Source organism: Cohnella sp., assembly GCF_041640265.1.
In the GTDB taxonomy this organism is placed as follows: Bacteria; Bacillota; Bacilli; order Paenibacillales; family Paenibacillaceae; genus Cohnella.
Window position 1 is genome coordinate 1 of the sequence record NZ_JBEQAP010000063.1, and the last position, 19,768, is coordinate 19,768.

General features: G+C 44.5%; 19 protein-coding genes. 7 read left to right on the forward strand and 12 right to left on the reverse strand.

The features are described from left to right. The coding region (locus tag ACESLK_RS26805) for an ArsB/NhaD family transporter (RefSeq protein ID WP_373232863.1) at positions 1-950 on the reverse strand (950 nt) is incomplete at its 3' end. Between the two features lie 172 nt (positions 951-1,122). Here ACESLK_RS26805 and ACESLK_RS26810 point away from each other — a divergent pair. Next, positions 1,123-1,782 (forward strand): type 1 glutamine amidotransferase domain-containing protein, encoded by a 660-nt coding sequence (locus tag ACESLK_RS26810; protein WP_373232864.1) that lies wholly within the window; start codon positions 1,123-1,125, stop codon positions 1,780-1,782. 73 nt (positions 1,783-1,855) lie between these two features. On the opposite strand, the gene ACESLK_RS26815 is transcribed toward ACESLK_RS26810, so the two are convergent. Then, on the reverse strand, positions 1,856-4,030 hold the full coding sequence (locus ACESLK_RS26815; protein ID WP_373232865.1) for a transglycosylase domain-containing protein: 2,175 nt from the start codon (positions 4,028-4,030) through the stop codon (positions 1,856-1,858). 168 nt (positions 4,031-4,198) lie between these two features. After that, a complete protein-coding gene (locus ACESLK_RS26820) occupies positions 4,199-4,771 on the reverse strand; it encodes a 50S ribosomal protein L25 (protein WP_373232866.1) in 573 nt (190 codons plus the stop codon). Between the two features lie 274 nt (positions 4,772-5,045). Here ACESLK_RS26820 and ACESLK_RS26825 point away from each other — a divergent pair, with 274 nt between their 5' ends. The 4 genes from ACESLK_RS26825 to ACESLK_RS26840 are packed head-to-tail and all read left to right on the forward strand — an operon-like array spanning position 5,046 to position 9,047. Then, the gene (locus ACESLK_RS26825; RefSeq protein WP_373232867.1) at positions 5,046-6,227 is read left to right on the forward strand and encodes a glycosyltransferase family 4 protein; all 1,182 of its coding nucleotides are present in this window, start codon (positions 5,046-5,048) and stop codon (positions 6,225-6,227) included. After that, positions 6,227-7,330, forward strand: a complete 1,104-nt coding sequence (locus ACESLK_RS26830; protein ID WP_373232868.1) for a glycosyltransferase — start codon at positions 6,227-6,229, stop codon at positions 7,328-7,330. The genes ACESLK_RS26825 and ACESLK_RS26830 overlap by 1 nt, the downstream gene beginning before the upstream one ends. Continuing rightward, a complete protein-coding gene (locus ACESLK_RS26835; protein WP_373232869.1) occupies positions 7,323-8,402 on the forward strand; it encodes a mannose-1-phosphate guanylyltransferase in 1,080 nt (359 codons plus the stop codon). Before ACESLK_RS26830 ends, ACESLK_RS26835 begins: the two co-directional genes overlap by 8 nt. A 39-nt stretch (positions 8,403-8,441) precedes the next feature. Next, complete coding sequence (locus tag ACESLK_RS26840; protein ID WP_373232889.1) at positions 8,442-9,047, forward strand: TraX family protein; 606 nt, start codon at positions 8,442-8,444, stop codon at positions 9,045-9,047. On the opposite strand, the gene ACESLK_RS26845 is transcribed toward ACESLK_RS26840, so the two are convergent. The 6 genes from ACESLK_RS26845 to ACESLK_RS26870 form a co-directional block, all read right to left on the reverse strand. Next, positions 9,039-9,572, reverse strand: a complete 534-nt coding sequence (locus ACESLK_RS26845; RefSeq protein WP_373232870.1) for a hypothetical protein — start codon at positions 9,570-9,572, stop codon at positions 9,039-9,041. The genes ACESLK_RS26840 and ACESLK_RS26845 overlap by 9 nt on opposite strands. A gap of 3 nt (positions 9,573-9,575) precedes the next feature. After that, entirely contained in the window at positions 9,576-10,352 is a 777-nt protein-coding gene (locus ACESLK_RS26850) for a spermidine synthase (protein WP_373232871.1), read from the reverse strand. Positions 10,353-10,403: 51 nt separating this feature from the next. After that, a complete protein-coding gene (locus tag ACESLK_RS26855) occupies positions 10,404-10,970 on the reverse strand; it encodes a TVP38/TMEM64 family protein (protein ID WP_373232872.1) in 567 nt (188 codons plus the stop codon). 271 nt (positions 10,971-11,241) lie between these two features. After that, positions 11,242-11,520, reverse strand: coding sequence for a DUF2277 domain-containing protein (locus ACESLK_RS26860; protein ID WP_373232873.1), 279 nt, complete (start codon positions 11,518-11,520; stop codon positions 11,242-11,244). A 99-nt stretch (positions 11,521-11,619) separates the two neighbouring features. Continuing rightward, a complete protein-coding gene (gene cysI, locus ACESLK_RS26865; RefSeq protein ID WP_373232874.1) occupies positions 11,620-13,350 on the reverse strand; it encodes an assimilatory sulfite reductase (NADPH) hemoprotein subunit in 1,731 nt (576 codons plus the stop codon). 38 nt (positions 13,351-13,388) lie between these two features. Further along, positions 13,389-15,212, reverse strand: coding sequence for an assimilatory sulfite reductase (NADPH) flavoprotein subunit (locus ACESLK_RS26870; RefSeq protein ID WP_373232875.1), 1,824 nt, complete (start codon positions 15,210-15,212; stop codon positions 13,389-13,391). A 302-nt stretch (positions 15,213-15,514) separates the two neighbouring features. On the opposite strand from ACESLK_RS26870, the gene trhO reads away from it, so the two are divergent. Together trhO and ACESLK_RS26880 are read left to right on the forward strand one after the other, a co-directional pair. Continuing rightward, positions 15,515-16,411, forward strand: a complete 897-nt coding sequence (gene trhO / locus ACESLK_RS26875; RefSeq protein ID WP_373232876.1) for an oxygen-dependent tRNA uridine(34) hydroxylase TrhO — start codon at positions 15,515-15,517, stop codon at positions 16,409-16,411. Continuing rightward, positions 16,374-17,057, forward strand: coding sequence for a helix-turn-helix transcriptional regulator (locus tag ACESLK_RS26880; protein WP_373232877.1), 684 nt, complete (start codon positions 16,374-16,376; stop codon positions 17,055-17,057). The genes trhO and ACESLK_RS26880 overlap by 38 nt, the downstream gene beginning before the upstream one ends. A 116-nt stretch (positions 17,058-17,173) precedes the next feature. On the opposite strand, the gene allC is transcribed toward ACESLK_RS26880, so the two are convergent. The 3 genes from allC to pucL are packed head-to-tail and all read right to left on the reverse strand — an operon-like array spanning position 17,174 to position 19,764. Next, positions 17,174-18,415: an allantoate deiminase gene (allC, locus tag ACESLK_RS26885; protein ID WP_373232890.1), complete on the reverse strand. Its 1,242-nt coding sequence runs from the start codon at positions 18,413-18,415 to the stop codon at positions 17,174-17,176. 27 nt (positions 18,416-18,442) lie between these two features. Next, positions 18,443-18,811: a hydroxyisourate hydrolase gene (uraH, locus tag ACESLK_RS26890; RefSeq protein WP_373232878.1), complete on the reverse strand. Its 369-nt coding sequence runs from the start codon at positions 18,809-18,811 to the stop codon at positions 18,443-18,445. 17 nt (positions 18,812-18,828) lie between these two features. After that, positions 18,829-19,764 (reverse strand): factor-independent urate hydroxylase, encoded by a 936-nt coding sequence (pucL, locus tag ACESLK_RS26895; protein WP_373232879.1) that lies wholly within the window; start codon positions 19,762-19,764, stop codon positions 18,829-18,831. Between the last annotated feature and the right edge of the window lie 4 nt (positions 19,765-19,768).

A 19,768-nucleotide genomic window follows, 5' to 3' on the forward strand; every position in this document is an offset into this window, starting at 1 on the left:
TGCTCTTCCGATCTGTTAGTCAGTTCAATCGCTTGTGCCGCTAATTTGGCGATTACACCCGTTTCAATAAGTCCTGATACCAGAACGAACAAACCCACGAAGAAGAATATCGTCGTCCATTCGACTTTAGTAAATGCCTCCTCCATCATATGCTCACCCGTAAGTAATAGGAGCACAAATGCGCCAACCAATGCAACTGTAGCCGATTCCAGGTGCAACGATTGATGCAGGAAAAATCCAAGGATAGTTAATCCCAGTACGCTTAAACACTTTCGAAGCAATTTGTGGTCAGCTATGAGCTCCTTTTCATTCAAATCCATAATACTTTGCGTTAATTTAGGTGTGGTTTGGATTTGATTACGAAAAAGCAGGATAAAAATAGGGATGAAGACGACCATTATTACAGCAGCGATAGGAGCAAGATTGTTTATGAATGCTATAAACGTTAATTCCTTAACTGCGCTGCCAATCATGATGTTCGGAGGATCCCCGATCAGCGTTGCCGTACCACCTACATTCGATGAAATAATTTGAGTTATTAAGAAAGGCATCGGAGAAACGCGTAATTGGCGAGTAATACTAAAGGTTACAGGCACCATGAGCAGTACGGTTGTAACGTTATCCAATAGCGCAGATCCAACAGCAGTAATCAGCGATAGTGCAATTAATATGCTCACCGGGTTGCCTTTTGATTTCTTGGCCGACCATACTGCAATGAATTTAAACAGACCTGTGTCGGCAGTTATGCTCACAATGATCATCATGCCTATAAGAAGACCTAGGGTGTTGAAATCAATATGATGCAAAGCCGTTTCTTGATCAACGATACCCAGCGCTACCATGATCAGACCGCCAATCATGGCTACAATCGTGCGGTGAACCTTTTCTGAAATAATAAGTGCGTAGATTACAAGAAAAATTCCGATTGCCCAAATCGCTTGTTGTTCCATAATAAATTCCCCCTGTATGTAAGTCGTTTGCATAAACATTGCTTTTAAGTTTTTAATATTTGCAATAAAATTTCTTGCCATGCATCATTTTTCTCTTTAATCGTGGTCGAAGATTCTCTCTACTCTTCTACGGGTATATTTCTATATTAGGAACTCTAAAGGAGTGATTGAAATGATTGAACAAAATATATTAATCGTCGTAACGAACGGTCATGTGATGGATAACGGTAAGCTCGCGGGAATATGGTTATCCGAATTCGCCGAGCCCTATGAGGAGTTTACGCGTGAGGGATTCGAGATCACCGTAGCCAGCCCTAAAGGCGGAGCTTCACAAATCGACCCTAGCAGCATCGAAGACGATGTTCCTGAGAAATGGAAGGTATACAAAGAACTTCTCCTGAGGACAACTCCCCTATCTAATGTTACAGCTAAGGATTTCGCGGGTATATTCCTTCCTGGTGGCCATGGTGCGATGTTTGATCTGCCGAACAATTTGCACTTGCACAATTTGCTGACTGATTTCTCTAAATCTAATAAACCGATTGGCGCGGTATGTCATGGCCCAGCCGGGTTGGTCGGAGCTCAACTAGACACTGGAAATCCATTAATTGAAGGCAAGAGGGTAACGGGATTCACTAATGAGGAGGAAAAGGAAACTCAGTTGGATTCCTTGATGCCATTCCTTCTCGAGACCAAGATGAAGGAGCTTCAATCAGAATTCATCGCGCATCCTAATTGGCGTGATCATGTAGAGGTTGACGGCAATCTGGTCACTGGACAAAATCCGCAATCCTCCAAGAGCGTGGCTATAGCATTCTTAAATCTTCTTTAATGCAAAAAAATCTTCCTTAGTAGAAGGAAGATTTTTTTGCATTTCTTGTTCTATATAATTGTGCGTATACGCATTACTCGTCGTCCTCTTCCCAGTCCTTCTTTCCGCGTCTCTCTTTTCTATCTTGTTTCTCATCTATGTCGCGTGTGTTGTCTTTACCTCGTCGATCGTCTTTGTTCTCTTTTTCTTGGTTATCGTCTTTGTCGTCTTTGTCGTCTTTGTCGTCTTTGTCGTTCTTGTCCTCCGCCTTTCGGCTTGCAATCAATGAAGAAGGAAGCCTAAAGGAAGCTATAGGAACATCTTTCAATGCCAACGTCATCATCTCTTTGAACACTAATGCCGGATAATGTCCACCTGATGTTGATAAGTAATGCTCGCTATCCGTCACATCATAACCCATCCATACCGCACCTACAAGCTCCGGCGTGTAACCGGCAAACCAGGCATCCTTGGAGCCGCCGTTAATCCCGTCGAATTCAGAGAGATTCGGCAATTGGGTCGTTCCCGTCTTACCTGCCGTTGGACGCGGCAATGCAGCCTTCGAACCTGTTCCCTCTTTTACGACATCTTGAAGCAGTTCGGTCATGGTGTAGGCGTTCTCTTGCGACATAATCGTGTTCTTCGCAGACTCCGCGTCTACTATTACTTTCCCGTTCGAATCCGTTATAAGTACTATCAAATGGGCTGATCTTAAATCTCCTAGGTTAGGGAAGACACTGAATGCCTGCGCGATGTGCAGAGGCGACACACCTTTGGATAAGCCTCCTAAAGCCAAGCTAAGATTGTTATCTTCCTCTTCAAGAGGTATGCCGAGCTTGCTTACAAATTTCTTGCCCGTTTGCAGACCGATCTCATTAAGCAACCAGACAGCTGGAATATTCCATGATTTAATAACGGCTTCCCAAAGGGTTACTTCACCTCGCGTTTGGTTGTCCCAATCCTGAGGCTTGTATCCATTAATATCGAGCGGTCCGTCGTATAACATGGAGCTTGGCTTGTATCCCTTCTCCAAAGCAGGTGCATAGACCATTAAAGGCTTGAATACGGAGCCGGGTTGGCGTTCTAATTGCGTAGCATGATTGAATCCTCGGAAAACGTGCTCCCCTCTCTGGCCTACGATGCCTCGAACACCACCCGTGTAGGGATCAATGATGACTGCTCCGCTTTGCACGAGTTGGTCAGTTGAACTCGTCGGGAATAAGGAATCGTCTTTATATACCAATTCCATCGCGCTTTGGATCTTAGGATCCATTTGCGTATAGATTTTTAGATTCCCTGAGAGAATCTGGCGTTCCGTAAAGCCATATCTCTGAATGGCTTCATCAATGACGGCATCTGTATAGGAAGGATATTTGCCAAGGAGACCGTTACCTTGGGGTTTCTGTTTGAGAACTTGTATTGGTTCTTTTGTCGCTTCGACGTAAGCTGCTTCTGAGATATATGCTTCATCCCGCATAAGCCCTAGGACCAGGTTGCGGCGATCCAATGCCAGCTCTTCGTGGCGATAGGGCGAGTAACGGCTTGGCGCTTTAGGTAACGCTGCTAACATTGCACTCTCGGCCAGTGAAAGCTCCATAGGAACTTTGCCGAAATATCTCTTGGCCGCTCTTTGAATTCCCCACTGGCCTTCGCCGAAATAAATTTGGTTTAGATACATTTCAAGAATCTTGTCTTTATCATAGGATGATTCGATCTTGAGGGCATATGCCGCTTCTGTTAATTTCCGCGACAATGTTTTGTCTCCCGACAAGAACACATTCTTGGCGAGCTGCTGCGTAATCGTACTTCCACCCTCCGCAGCTCCGCCTTCTTTAACGTTACGGAAAGCGGCCCGCAGGATACCGAATGCATCTACACCGGTATGATCGTAATATCTCTTGTCCTCGACAGCTACGATCGCTTGCTGCAGAATCAACGGAATTTCATTAATTGATATAGGTTCAATCTTGACGGTTGAGATTTGGGAAACGGTGTTGCCATTAAGGTCGAACATTTGGGTAGGTATCGCAATAGGAACCGCGAGCTTGTCAATGTCGAGACTCCTTACCCAAAAGTAACCAGCCACCGCACAAAGGATAACAAGCGATAACAATCCGGCTATTAGCCAGCGAAGCTTGAAGGGAAGGTGAAACCTTCGTTTTTTTAATGGCGTATAATCCGTCTCTATAGAGAACTTTCTCTTAGGCGACATTCCATTCATCCAATGGTTCTTGCTGCTAAATCCTTTAACCAGTTTTTTTTCTTCCATACAAGTTTCCCCCTGTTGCCGATCTAACGATGTTGATCTTTAGGTTATTTACACTTTTATAGCATACCTGTAACAAACGTTACTAACAAACAAAAAATCCGCAGAGTTTGCGGATTAGATTGTTCTTTATTTATTCCAGTATAAGGAACTGCCCGATTCTTTCTCCTTTTATTCCGTAGGCTTAACTTCTGCAACCTGCGGATTGAGGATTTTAACTAGCATAACAGAAGTATCAGTTAAGACTTCAACTCCGTCATGGAATAATAAATCAAAAACTAGCAATTGGTCGCCAATGCCCAGCTTACTAATATCGACTTCGAACGCCGCAAACAACTTGTCAGGCATACAACGGATTTCCACTTCGTGAACCTCGATTTGAAGGATACCGCCTTCTACTAATCCAATAGGTTCTCCTGAGAAATGGATCGTTGCTTTCGTATCAATGCTTTCGTTCATATTGATTTGGTGAAAATCAACATGAGTCCATTTGCCTGTTAACATATCTTTCTGAATCTCTTGAACAAGAACAGGGTGTTGACCACGCTCTGCGATCGTAGCTTGCAGGATAGCTTTAGGGTTTTTCTTCAGAGCAGCGAACAGTTGTTTGCCGTTTACCTCAACCGGGATACTTGTAAGACCAACTCCATAAACGACAGCAGGAATGGATCCTTGCTTTCTCAGTTGTTTCACGTGCGAAGAGGGAAGATTAGAACGATCCGTTAATTGGATAGTGTTACTCATTGCTTTAGCCCCCTCATAATTTCATCAGCTTAACACGGTTATTCGTTATTGTACAATGATCACCACAATTGACAGATATTGAATCAGGTGCTATTGTTAATAGACAAGATGGGATTTGACCGAAATATTTTATAATATCACATCACGTTTTATAAATCAACACATCATTTTCAACAGCTGAATATCCGCTTTCACGCCAGAAATAAAGTCACTCTTTATTTCTTTTTTTTATTTTTTAGTAATGGAATAATTTATTATTAAAGGTGGTTATTGGATGGTTAATAAGCTAAACAAGAAGAATGTAGTCTTTCTAGGAACTTTTCTCCCCCGGGAATGCGGTCTAGCTACTTTTACACAGGATTTGATTAATGAGCTAGAGTTGATAAGTGATTTCAACCCCCCTCGTGTCGTAGCCGTTAACAACAATTCAACTTATGCCTATGGCAAAAAAGTGATGATGAACTTCAATCAGAATCACAAATGGGAATATATTAGGATAGCTTTGGAATTAAATCGATCCAATATCGATCTTCTTGTCATCCAGCATGAATTCGGTATTTATGGCGGCGAAAGCGGAGAATATGTGCTTGATCTTGCGGAAAGGCTGACCATACCTTTTATCGTCATTTTCCACACGGTTTTAACAGCCCCGAACCCTAAACAGCATCACATTGTTGCGCGTCTTGGCGAATTAAGCTGCCTTTCCATTACTATGGCACAAAGCACTGTTGCGGATCTTCATGCGATTTACGGAATTGCGGCAGATAAAGTCAGCATGATTCATCATGGAGTTCCTAAAGTCGAAACCGAATCAAGGGAACAACTTAAAGCCCACTATGGGTATGCCGATCGTCAAATTGTTTCTACATTCGGATTCTTAAGCCCGGGTAAAGGTATCGAATATGCAATTGAGGCCATGAGTGGAGTCAAAGACAGTCATCCCGACGCTTTATATATCGTTTGGGGTAAGACGCACCCTGTCGTGAAACGGGAAGTCGGCGAAGTATACCGCCAAAAGTTAGTTGATCTAGTCTCCCGGCTGGAATTGCATGATAACGTGATATTCGTCGATAAGCTGCTTACACAAGAGGAAGTCGTTCATTCTCTCGTTCTATCAGACATCTATATGACTCCTTACCTTGGCAAAGAACAAGCAGTTAGCGGTACGCTTGCCTACGGAATCGGTTATGGAAGAGTCATCATCTCTACCCCTTATCGGTATGCAACTGAGATGTTAGCGGAAGGCAGAGGTCTGCTTGCCAACTTCCGGGATCCGAAGTCTTTGGAAAAGAGTATCCTGGACATTATGGATCATCCTGACAAGAAGAAGCAGATGGAACAAAAGACCCTAGATCTCGGACGAACGATGATGTGGAACCAAATTGTCAAACAATATGCCACATTGATTCGGGAATCAGTTAAAACCCAGTATACGATCCAAGGGAGCGTGATTTAATGGAGAAGCTTAGGATAAAACCATTGCGATCGGAATATTTGCGACGTCTGACAGATGACACCGGCATTTTCCAACATACGAAATTCGGAATACCAGATCGCAGTAAAGGCTACACCACCGATGATAATGCACGGGCATTGATTGCCGCTGTTATGCTGCACGGAAATTGCGATGATGAGGCTTGGATTGATCTCATAAGTACCTATTTATCTTTTGTCCATCATGCCCAGAATGAAGATGGAAGCTTCAGAAATTTCATGGATTATAACCGTAGTTTCATTGAAGAAATAGGCTCGGATGATTGTTTAGGCCGATGCATATGGGCACTCGGATTCGCGCTTTCGGAGCCCTCCATTCCCGATAATCTCCATAACAGCTGTAGATATATGATCAATCAAGCCCTCCCTCGCATCGCTGCGCTTCGTTCTCCAAGAGCAATGGCTTATGCAATCGTAGGACTAAGCTGCTTGCTGGAAACAAAGGACTCCCTAACCTATGCCTTTCCTTACCCTTATGTGGAAAAAAGCGAAGCAGCTTCTATGTTCCTACCGAACAAAGCAATAAGAGAATTAGTCGAGGACATGGCTGATCGTCTTCAAGCGCAGTATGACCACTACGATAGATCGGATTGGCATTGGTTTGAGGACAGCATTACTTACGGTAACGCCATGCTTCCATGGGCCCTGTTCAAAGCTTCACGAATAAGCGGTAGAACTGATTTGCGGCATACAGCTAAGTCGAGTTTGGATTTCCTTGCTTCGCTAACCTTTACAACGGATGGCTATTTCAAACCCATTGGCAGTAACGGCTGGCTTGTGCGTGGTGAAGATGCTGCATTGCATGACGAACAGCCGATCGAGGCTTGCGAAATGCTTCTCGCGTTTCATGAAGCTTATGAGATTATAGGAAGTTCCACTTACTTAAATCAGGCTAACTTATGCTTGGACTGGTTTCATGGTCGCAACTCGAGCAAACAATCCATGATTGATCCACAAACCGGTGGTTGCTATGATGGGATTCATGCCAGCGGACTGAATCTTAATCAAGGCTCGGAGAACATTATCTCCTACTGTATAGCACACACGGTGATCCACCATGCATAAGTTCGTAACGATCTTAGCAGGTGGCGGCGGTACACGGTTCTGGCCCTTATCCCGACAAGAAATGCCCAAGCAATTATTAAACATAAGCGGTAATGATATTATGCTCAATGACACGATAGGCCGATTTAATGGTGTAATTCCACTGGAGAATACGATTGTCGTTACCAATTCATCGCAAGCCGTACAATTGGAAAGCATTATGCACATTAGCGTACCCGCAAGCAACATTCTGGTTGAACCCATTGCACGTAATACAGCGGCAAGCATACTCTACGCGGCATTGTTCATTAACCAAAAATTCGGGGATTCTTTGATGGTCGTATCTCCGTCCGACCATCATATTACGGATGAGGACAAGTATAAGAAAACATTAACCGAGGCATGCTCCGTCGCTGAAGAAACGGATAAGATCGTTACGATCGGCATCAAACCGACCTTCCCTTCAACCGGATATGGCTATATCTCTCACTCCAGTGACACTTATATGACCAAACCCTGTAATGTGTATGAAGTGGCTGAATTCGTGGAAAAGCCTAGCTTCATTGTTGCGGAAGAATACCTCTCTTCGGGAAATTATTTATGGAATAGCGGGATCTTCATATGGAAGACGTCGGTTATTATCGATAACTTCATACGGTACCTTCCCAGACTTTATAAATCAATGATCCCTCTCGTTGATTATATCGATCGAAATCATCATGAGGATATCATTCGTGACATATACCCGAATCTTCAAAGCACTTCTATCGATTATGGAATCTTGGAGCGCAGTGATGAAGTGGTGGTCATTCCCGGTGATTTCGGTTGGAATGATATTGGAAGCTGGGATGCGCTTGGCGCAATCATACCTCCGGATGAATTCGGCAATATCGTTAAAGCGAAGCATCTTGGTATCCAGACGAGGAACTCTATTATATATGGGGAAGAAAGACTAATCACCACGATTGGTATTGACGGCTTAATCATTGCAGACACGAAAGACGCGCTATTGATCTGCTCGAAGGATAGAGCTCAGGACGTGAAAGATATCGTAGTCCTGCTGAAAAAGAGCGGAATGCGGGAATATATATAATCAAAGTGATATAATTGGGTTATGATGCCATTAATTGCAATGATAACGATGCTGATTGATCATGTCGGTTTTATCTTTTACCCGAAAAGTGAAATACTCCGTATTATTGGACGTATTGCTTTTCCTCTTTATGGTTGGTTTTTAGTGCAGGGGTACCGACATACCAGAAATCACAAGAAATATATGTTGAGATTATTAGGGCTGGCATGCATTTCACAAATACCTTACACTCTTGCGTTCCAACAATTCGAGTTAAACGTTATTTTTACTTTGTTACTGTCTCTTCTCAGTTTATATGCGGCAGATCAAATCACTTCGAAGGAATGGAAAGCAGTTTTTATTTTAATTGTTGCAGCTACGTCCTTCTTCATTCCTATGGATTATGGTCTTTACGGTGTGCTGTTAATTTTTATATTCCGTTACTTCGAGGGTTGGAAAGTAATCGCTAACCATTCACTCTTAAACATAATTTTCTTAACCATTAATGGACCGGGATATTGGATACAGCTGTTTAGTGTTTTCGGAACCGCTCTAATTGTATATCCTTTATCTTATCAGTCGATTGCCATTCACAAATGGATTTATCGGTACTTCTATCCTGCACATTTGGCCATTCTGTATGGGCTGTATGTCTGGTTACATTAATTGAATGCCGAAGGAGTTCCAACGTTCACGGTATTTTTCTAATCGCGGATGAAGAACGGATGGTTCCGATGACAATATCAGCCTAATCTTTACGATCCACTCTTCAAAGGAAGAGAACGAAGCGAACGAATTTGCCATCTCAGGAGAGATGTATATAAAGTGCGGGGCAGGCAGTGTTTCCGTCAGATGACGAAGCGCGGAATCGATTGGCGTATATTTCTTCCTCTTACCTTCCCAGCCGTCAATCGCAACTTCCTCCCGCCCTCGCTCTTGCTTCCATTCGTACAGCCGCTTTTCTCTTTTATAGTAGGGGCTTACCGGACTCTTAGTCATCCTCCTCATCGTTTCCTCATGAATCGGATACAGTACGAATCTCGCAAATGAACGGACTCTCGCCGTTTCTGCAGCAACATCCAGCTCTTCATCCAACGTTTGTTCGAACGAATCGTAATAAATGAGAGTGCCTTTTACTTGGTCTACCGGCGGCTCATAGCCATAAGGAACATTTTGCACAATTTTAGACAAGCCCTATCCCTCCCCGCAAAATACATTTGATTTAGCTTTTCCATTATCCCTTATGATATGTCCCTGTCCTAGTTCAATTTCAAAAAAACCTGCCATATCCCGTACCTGGAAATCGAACATCTTGTTGCTGCCTATTACAATAATGTTCCGTATGTCCGTCTCATCCTCCGATTGCTGAGTAAAAGCTTTTATGTATAAATATGATTTTCTTAAGGTCGTATGTATAGCGTTGATAAACCTATCATCCTTGGCTTTTCCCATTAGATTCATAATAATGGCACCCCTGGTGTTGAGCTTTGCCAGCGTCATTTCGAAAAATTCCATAGATGTTAAATGAAGCGGAGTACCCTTATGGGTGAAAGCGTCCAAGATTATATAATCAAATGAACTCTGTTCCGAATATCGAAGAATTTCGCGTCCATCTCCAACAACAACATTGTTTATAGGGTATCGGAAATACAGCTTGCTTAACTCCACTACTTTTCCGTCGATTTCCGCGACTGTAAACTGCTTATCCGTATAATGGCCTGCGATCGTCCCAATCCCGTGCCCAATAACAAACACCTTTTCGAACAATGGATTATTTAGCATCATTAAATGTATGACGGCTCTATGGTATGCTAACACGATGCGCTTCGGATTCTTCAAGTCAATAGCACCTTGTATGGCATCATCTGTAAACTGCAAACAGCGAAATTTACCCATTTCTCCATATAACTGATTAGTGTCGTATACCGTTATCTCATTAAATGAGCTGAACTCTTTTGCTACTATATGCAAGATTTCAAACTCCTTTGCTTATAGACATTACATGCGGCAGAATTCCTCTTCTTACAACTCTTGAGCCTGTTCCTTTTTCTTGATATATTTTCGCCACATAACCGCACCTGCGATTAACACAATAACAATAGTAGCAAAAAGATAAATATCTGATTCTTCGGACATCAATCCCATTGGAATTAAGAATAGAACAAATAAATAAATCATGTTTCCCAGGATCGTGCCATAAAAAAATCCCTTCAATTTCACAGTGCTCAGACCTACCGCAGTATTAATTATACTAGTTGGCAGCAAGGGAAATATTCTCATCAAAAAGACATAATAAAATCCGTTATTTTCGATTCGTTTAATCATATTCTGATTAATCTTTTTAATAAAGAAACCTTGCAACCCGTGTCGAACGATAAGAAATGCCACAACAGCGCCTGCAATACTGCTTAACCAGCTCCATAAATAACCATATAAAAAACCAAAAAATGAAATATTAACTGTAATCAGCAATAATAGCGGAAAAAACGAAAAAATATTTTGAACAAGCATCAGAAGTAATGTAATTAGAAGCAGTAAAGGAATATTATCGTTGGCAAGCTTCAGTACCTGCTCTGGATTCCAATTCAATAGCAATGAAGGTATCCCCATGTACAAGAGCAGGAAAATCACAGTGACGACAATGAATATAAGCAAAAGTATTTTCGTCCGATTATTTATCCTAAATCACCCTTAATTTAGCAATTATAACCCTCTTTCAATATAGTAACATAACAATTTGAACTCCATGTGAACTGGAGTAAAAATCCTCCATCATACTTGTATATATATTGTAGTACAGACAAAAAAACGCCATAAATGGCGTTTTCGTTAAATTTGGATTCCATCGTATTACGTCACCTTAGTTCTTTGGAGCTCCAAACCTTTTGGCAGATCTTGCACGTGCACGATCGATTTCGACCTCGCGGTTCCGAGGTTCAGAATTTGTTACTAACGAGTCCATCAGATTTCTGGCTACCGCTGCTATCTCCTCGATGGCACGATTAAACGCCTCCGTGTTTGCCTTCGAAGGTTCGTTGAAGCCCGAAAGCTTTCTCACAAATTGGAGTGAGGCTGCCTGAATTTCGTTGTCGGTAACCGGAGGGTCGAAGTTGAATAGTGTCTTAATATTTCGGCACATAACTTTCTCCTTTCAGTTTCTAATATCCAAAAGAAGCGCGACCCTAGAGTAGGATGCACTTCTTTCCTTCTATGCCTAATCTTTCGCAGAGAATATTGGTTATGAATGAAAGTCCTGACCTGAGTGAACCTCTTTGACATACCCGGCGCGAATGACGAAATCGCCGAAATGTTCGCCCTCCACCCGTTCCTTCGCATACCTGTTAACGATCGGCTGCAGTGACTCGAGAATCTCCGCTTCGCCGATATTTTCCTTGTACAGCTTGTTTAACCGGCCGCCGTTAAATCCGCCCCCCAAATACATGTTATATTTGCCGGGTGCTTTACCAATAAACGCAATTTCCGCTAACGACGGACGGGCGCATCCATTCGGACAGCCGGTCATGCGAATGACAATCTCTTCATCACGCAAGCCTGCTTCCTCTAACATAGGCTCCATCTTATCAAGCAAAGCAGGAAGGTAGCGCTCCGATTCGGCCATTGCCATCCCGCACGTTGGGAAAGCTACGCAAGCCATGGAGTTTCTCCGTAAAGCAGAATGTTGAATCCCATCGGTGAGTCCATAAGTCTTGATTAAGTCTTCAATCTTTTTCTTTTTTTGGCTGCTAATATTACCGATGATCAGATTCTGATTTGCGGTGAGCCGGAAATCCCCGTCGTGTATCTTAGCGATTTCCCGCAATCCCGTCATCAGAAGATCGTTTTCTTCGTCTTTAATTCTTCCGTTCTGGATAAAGAGGGTGAAATGCCATTTGCCGTTGCTTCCCTTCACCCAGCCATAACGATCCCCGTTATGTTCAAAATGGTAAGGGCGAGCATCTTCTAGCTTCCACCCAAGTCGATTGCTTAATTCATTGATGAACCAACCAATGCCGCGATCGTCTATCGTGTACTTAAAACGCGCGTGCTTCCGGACAGAACGATCGCCGTAATCCCGTTGGATCGTGACCGTCTTCTCCGCTACGTCTACAACCATATCCGGCGTGCAGAATCCGATCACTTGGCTAACCTGCGGATAGGTTTTGGTATCACCATGCGACATTCCCATCCCGCCGCCGACAGAGACGTTAAAGCCAATTAATCGTCCGTCCTCGATAATCGCGATAAAACCTAAATCCTGGGAAAATACGTCTACATCGTTTGAAGGCGGTATGGCCATTCCAATCTTAAACTTACGCGGTAAATAGACTTCTCCATAAATCGGCTCTTGAACTTGAACTACCCCGCTGTCCAGGCTATCCACCACTTTTTCACCGTCCAACCAAATCTCGTGATACGCTTTGGTCTGTGGATCAAGGTGCTTGCTGATTCGGCTGGCCCACTCATACACTTCGGAATGAATTTCCGATTGATACGGATTCGGATTACACATCACATTCCGGTTAACGTCACCGCAAGCGGCAAGCGTACTTAACATGTAATCGTTCACTTCTCGTATCGTTTTTTTCAAGTTCCACTTGATGACGCCATGCAGCTGAAAGGACTGACGAGTGGTCAGACGAATCGTTCCACTGCCGTATTTCTGAGCGACACGATCCATCATGAGCCATTGCTCCGGTGTGACAACTCCGCCGGCCGCTCGTACACGCAGCATGAACTGATAAGCGGGTTCAAGCTTCTGCTTACTCCGTTCGTTACGCAAATCTCTATCATCCTGCATGTAGCTGCCATGAAATTTCATCAAGCGATTCTCATCTTCAGGTATAGATGCTGTGAGTTCGCCTTTCAGAACTTCTTCCAGGCTGCCCCGCAGGTAATTCGTTCTGCGTTTGATATCCTCTACATCGCTATGCGGTGCACTATTCGGAGATAGTAAATTATTTTCTGACATTTGGATTTTTTCTCCTCTCGTGATCTTCGGGATATGAATTAATATACATCCCTCTGATAACGTTTCTCCTGCTGCATTCGGGTCAAGTATTGTACAGATTCCTCTGGACTGAGACCGCCCTCTTGTACGAGGATTGTTCCCAGAGCAGCATGAACGTCATGTGCCATCTTCTTCTCATCGCCGCAGACATAAACGCATGCTCCTTCCTGCAGCCATTGGAAGAGCTCACGGCTCTTCTCAAGCATTTTGTGCTGTACGTAAATCTTCTTATCGGTATCTCGGGAGAATGCGACATCCATGCGTGTCAGGACACCCTCCTTGAGCCAACGCTGCCATTCAACCTGATAAAGGAAGTCTGTGGAGAAATGCTGATCACCGTAGAAGAGCCATGTTTTGCCTTCTGCCCCGGTCTCTTCTCTTTCTCCTAGGAACGCCCTGAACGGGGCTACGCCAGTTCCTGGTCCTATCATGATGATAGGAGTATCTCCGCTCTCGGGAAGTTTGAAATTGGTGTTGTGTTGAATGTAAACCGGCAACGAATCACCCGGTTGAATTCTCTCCGCAAGCTGTACGGAGCAGACGCCATATCTGTCTCGGCCTTGGGTTTCATAACGCACTGTGCGCACTGTGACGTGAACCTCATCCGGAAACGACTTCAAGCTGCTAGCGATTGAGTACAGGCGAGCAGGTATTTTCCGAAGGATAGACACAAATTCTCCGGCAGGCACACCCTTAATGGAGTAATCCTGTACCAAATCCAATAGATCCCGTTCGCCGATATAATCCCTAAGCTCCTGTTCGCGTCCTGATTCTAGAAGCTCTTTCAGCTCATTACTCGAAGTCAGCTCAGCTGCTTGCGTAAGCAGTGGCTTTGTCAGCACAGTAATCTCATAATGGCGAAGAAGTGCCTCGCGCAAGGACCGCTTATCGCCAATCTTATTAATGGTAACAAGCTCATCCGCATTCCAGCCCATCGCTTCGATTAAATCATCCACTAGGCGAGGGTGGTTCTCCGGATAGATGCCTAAGCTGTCGCCCGGTTCATATTGAAGCTTCGATCCCTCGAGGGATATCTCGATGTGGCGCGTTTCCCGGTCAGATCCGCGGCCATTCAAATTCAGGTTCTCTAGAACCTCGGCTTGAAAAGGGTTCGTTCTCGAATATTCCGATTCCACCTCGTTCAGGGATATCGGGTTGGCTCCGCCTGCGCTTGCTTGGACTATTGAAGTTTCTCCTAAAGACGCTAAGACATTCTTCATCCACTCCGCTGCAGGCTCATCGAAATCAACGTCGCAATCGACACGCGAAATGATCCGCTTAGCGCCCAGCTCTTCCAGACGCTTATCGAAATCCTTGCCCGTTTGGCAGTAAAACTCGTACGACGTATCTCCAAGCGCGAGCACTGAAAAGCGCAGCTCCTCTAATTGAGGCGCTCTTTTGCTATGAAGGAACTCGTAGAAGGAAATGGCGTTATCCGGCGCATCTCCTTCTCCGTGGGTACTGACCAGAATAAGCAGGTTTTGAACCTTCTTCAAGCCATTTGGCTTGAAGTCGCTCATCGAAGAAAGTGTGACTTGAAAGCCTTGCTCTTCTAGCTTCTTCGACATTTTCTTTGCCAAACCATGGCTGTTTCCTGTCTGCGATCCGAATAGTACCGTTACCTCCCTGGAAGCTGCCGCAGCATTCGCTGTCACAGTCGCTATCGGCGCAGCACCAATCGTTGCAGCCGCTCCCGCTCCGTGAAGAGCTGTAAGATAACCGCTCAGCCACATCCGTTGTGCTTCTGTCAGCGTTGGCAGAAGGCGATTGAGCAGCTCGACCTGCTCTTGATTAAAAGGACTGTTTGTCACTTGAAGCTCCAACAATATCCACCTCGCATAGCATGCATGTAATTAATTCCCAGTATTCGTATCAGATATTTATTTACTCCTTTGAACCTATCACAGCAGGTGGAGCGGGTCAATTAGAATGATCTTATAAGACTCATCAGTTAAAGTGATATGGGTGACTTTGTAAACGGATATATTGATTATGTTTCAGTTGTCGCTTATAATATCTTTAAGTGAGTAACTGAGCTCTACATTCAATTAGGCGGAAGAAGAAGGATATCCTTTTTCTTCCGCCATTCTTTGTTCCAATACAAATTGAAAGGTGCTGTAAGGAAATGAACAACTACCGTATTCTACTGTATTACAAATATATCGACATTCCAGATGCTGAAGCCTTTGCGCTAGAACACCTCCAATATTGTAAGGAGCTTGGAGTAAAAGGTCGAATTTTAATCGCCGATGAAGGCATAAACGGCACATTATCCGGCACTTTAGAGCAGACAGAGCGTTATATAGCCGAAATGCATAGTCATCCCCTCTTCTCTGATCTCCTGTTCAAAATAGATGAAAGCGAAGGCCATGCCTTTAAGAAGCTTTTTGTGCGTTACAAGAAAGAATTAGTTACACTGAGATACTCTAAAAAGCTCAATCCCCATACCGATGGCGGCGGAAGGCTTGCACCCAAGCAGTTTCATGAGTACATGCAGAGAGATGACGTTCTTATATTAGATGGACGAAGCGATTATGAATATGACCTTGGTCATTTTCAGAATGCAATCAAGCCAGATTTGGATACTTTCCGTGAATTCCCATCCTGGATTCAGGAAAACCTTGCAGAGCACAAAGATAAAACCATTCTCACCTACTGCACAGGCGGTATTCGTTGTGAAATGCTGACTGCCGTTCTCCGTGATCAAGGCTTCAAAGACGTTTATCAATTGGACGGCGGTATCGTCACTTATGGCAAAGATCCCGAGGTACAAGGGAAGGGCTTCGATGGAAATTGTTATGTGTTCGATGAGCGCATTTCCGTGAGGATTAATCAAACGGATGAACATATTATTGTTGGTAAATGCCACCATTGTGAACAACCGACAGATCAATACATCAACTGTGAGGATGATACCTGCCATCTGCAGCATCTCTGCTGCGAGGATTGCAAAACGAACTACAGCGGCTATTGCTCTAGAGATTGTGAAGAAAACGATAATAACAATCAGGTGGTGGGCTAAGATAAAAGATCAATTGGATTTATCAACTCGCGAAAAAATCGTTCAGATGCTAAAAACCGAAGGTGAGCTCAGCGCCAAGGAGATTACGAATATTATTGGAATTACGGGCATGGCCATTCGTCGCCATATCTCCACTCTGCTGCGTGACAGTATGATTGAATCCACTACGATTCGCCAACCGATGGGCCGACCTACAGCCATATACCGATTGACTAAGCAAGCTGAGGATCATTTCCCGAAAAGCTATCCTGCTGTGGCTTTGGATCTACTTGCGGAACTTGAAGGCGAAGCCGGTGAGAGTATGGTCAATCGATTGTTTGACCGTCGTAAAGATTCTCTATTTAAGAAGTATGAGGATAAAATGCAGGGGAAGGATTTGGCGGCTAAAGTTGCCGTCTTATCGGAAATTCAAAACGATAATGGATATATGGCAACCTGGGAAAAGAGCAGCGACGAGGAATATATTCTTACCGAATATAACTGCCCCATTTCGCAAATTGCCAATAAATATAACCATGCCTGTAATTGTGAGCTGAAGCTGTTTGAATCCTTGTTAGAGGCGGAGATTGATCGGACGGATTGTCTAGCCAACGGCGGGAAAAAATGCGTCTATCGAATTCGTTCCCATAATTCTACTGGCGCGTAAGAAGATGGCATCCAACGATGAAAATTTGAATATTCCAACCTGCTCGTCCAACATATTCATCCGATGAATCAAGCCATTGTGAGCTTCATTCGTCGGATGATTTTGTTTTTACAATCCTACTCCTCATAAGCAAGTTCGTAGAGCATTTCTGCCAAAATCGCAACTCCCGCTTGCAGATCTTCCGGCGCCGTATATTCGTCTGGCGAATGGCTTATGCCGTCCTTGCTAGGCACGAAGATCATAGCCGTCGGACAAACGGATCCAAACATCTGGGCATCGTGTCCCGCCCCGCTCATCATCCTTCGGTAGCTAAAGGAATGATCGCTGCAAATCCTCTCCAGACGGCCAGCCAAGACTATGTCCATGGGTGTTGGTCTTGAACGTAATGCCGTTACAATATCAATTTCAACATCACGCCGCTCTGCGATGACTTGAAACATGCCGAGTACGGCATCGCAAAAGCCGTTAAGCAACGTTTCCGAAATATGACGGATATCCAATGTAAATTCTACCGATCCGGAGATTACATTCGGGATATTGGATTGAATCTTCATGCTTCCCACTGTAGCGACTAGAGGCTCCCCCGCCCTTACAGCAACTTTCTCAAGCGTATGAATCATTTCTGCGGACGCTGCCAGCGCATCTTTACGCATGGCCATCGGAGTCGTACCGGCATGATTCGTTTCCCCATTAACAGTTACGACGTAGCGGCGCTGTCCGGCAATCGTGTCGACGATGCCGATCCGGTCACCCGTTCGCTCCAGAGTGATTCCCTGTTCAATATGAACCTCTATAAAAGCATATAAATCCTTACGGAACGGATCCGGCTGATCAGCTTTACCGAAGCCGGCGTCCTCCATGGCTTGCTTAAGGCTAATATCCTGCGAATCCGTTAACGATTCTGCAAGCTCCGGCTTATGAAAACCAACGACATTACCCGAGCCCCAATAGGCCAGAGGAAACCGGCTCCCTTCTTCCTCGCAGAAGGAAACGACCTCAATGTGACGTTTAGGCGTCCCATAACTTTCTTTCAGGAATCTTACTGCCGTTAATGCTGCGGCTATACCATATGCGCCATCATATTTACCGGCAGAACGTACCGTATCGATATGTGATCCGCATAGAATGACTTTCGCCTCGGGGGATTTCCCCTGAAAACGGCCGAAGAGATTTCCTACGCTATCGTAACGCACTTCGAGATCAGCTTCCGCCATTTTATCCGCCAGAAAGATCTGGGCTTGAGACCATGCTTCAGTGTATAGCAGCCTGGTTACTCCGCCTTTTTTCTCCGCGCCATAGGTTGCGAGCTTCGCTAAAAGCTCTGTTACGGAGGAAGCGTAATCGGTGTCCATTCTCATCACGAATTTCCCCTTTCTCTAGTTAGCCTAACTTCCCCGGTACGTACTGTAACCTCCGGGTGCGGCGAGCAATGGAACATGATAGTTTGCAGAGGGATCTGTCACCTTAAACCTGACGGGTATTAGGCCAAGAAAGGCATCCACTCTATCTCGGAAATCATTCTCTACTCCTAAAGCAAAGTACTCTCCTGCCCAGAAAACAAGCTCGTATACTCCCGCTTTAAGAGCCTCTCCCTCAAGTAGAGCCTGCTCCAGCCTGCCGTCATGATTCGTCAAGGAATCCTTAAGCAGCGTTGCAGATCCTTCCTCCGGGAGAGAAAACAGTTGAACACGCATGCCGGCGGCCGGTTTTCCTTCAGACAGGTCAAGTACATGTGTCGTCAATCTTCCAATCATGCAGATCTCCCCATTCTCTAAAGGTCATCTCTATTCATTGTAAAACCTTGAAATCCGTATGGAGGGCGAGGTTCGGTATAAACACCAGCATAAGAGCCTTCTTCTGCTTCGACGATCATTTCCCAAGTTCGGTTATTGGACTCGAAGCCGATTTCCGCCAGCTGCGGAAACCGCTCTAGTATTCGCAATCCGATTTGGTAGATTAAATATTGTATCGACGGTGTTGTATATTGATGAAATACGCTGTGTGCGATATCGCGGATCTGTTCAGCCGGGACATAACGTCCGGCATCGCCATTAATTCCATCAATGGGATCGGTGTAAGTCCAGTAAATATCCAAATAAATGAAGAGCGGCCGGTCATGGCTCTCCGGCAACGTCGTATATTCGTCGCGAATGAAGCCGTAGAAAGAGCTTCCGCTTACTTTAATCAGCTGCAGATCGGATAGAACGCTGCGATGATTAATGATACGCGGCCCATTATCGTCTCTTATCGTTTTCAAAGAAGCACTAGCGTGGTCGTTGTGGGAGCGGCGGTAAACGAGATGACTTTCTTGAAAGCCGTCTTGTCCGGGTACCTGCAGCGTAAGGAATGGAATTCTATCCGCTTCGATCTCGATTGCTGAGATGTGGTCATATTTTTCGAAAAAAAGTTCGCTGATATAAGATAACAAACCTTCGGTCGTACTCCCTTTATAGTCGGCAGTATGGCGTAAAATGAAGTTTTTCATCGAATCTGTAGCCACAACCAGCGAGTTATCCCCTTCAGTAAAGGAAGGAAGCAGAGAGTCTCCGCTGACGGAAAATTTAATGTTATGTGCAAAAATCACGTTGCCTTCACCGACATACTGCGATTCCGGCAGACTAGCTACGGTCAGTGGCTTCGCGTAGGAACGGTAAGCGAGCACGTCTCCTTTTCCGTAATACAATGTACGACCGCTGCTGATTTTCATAACT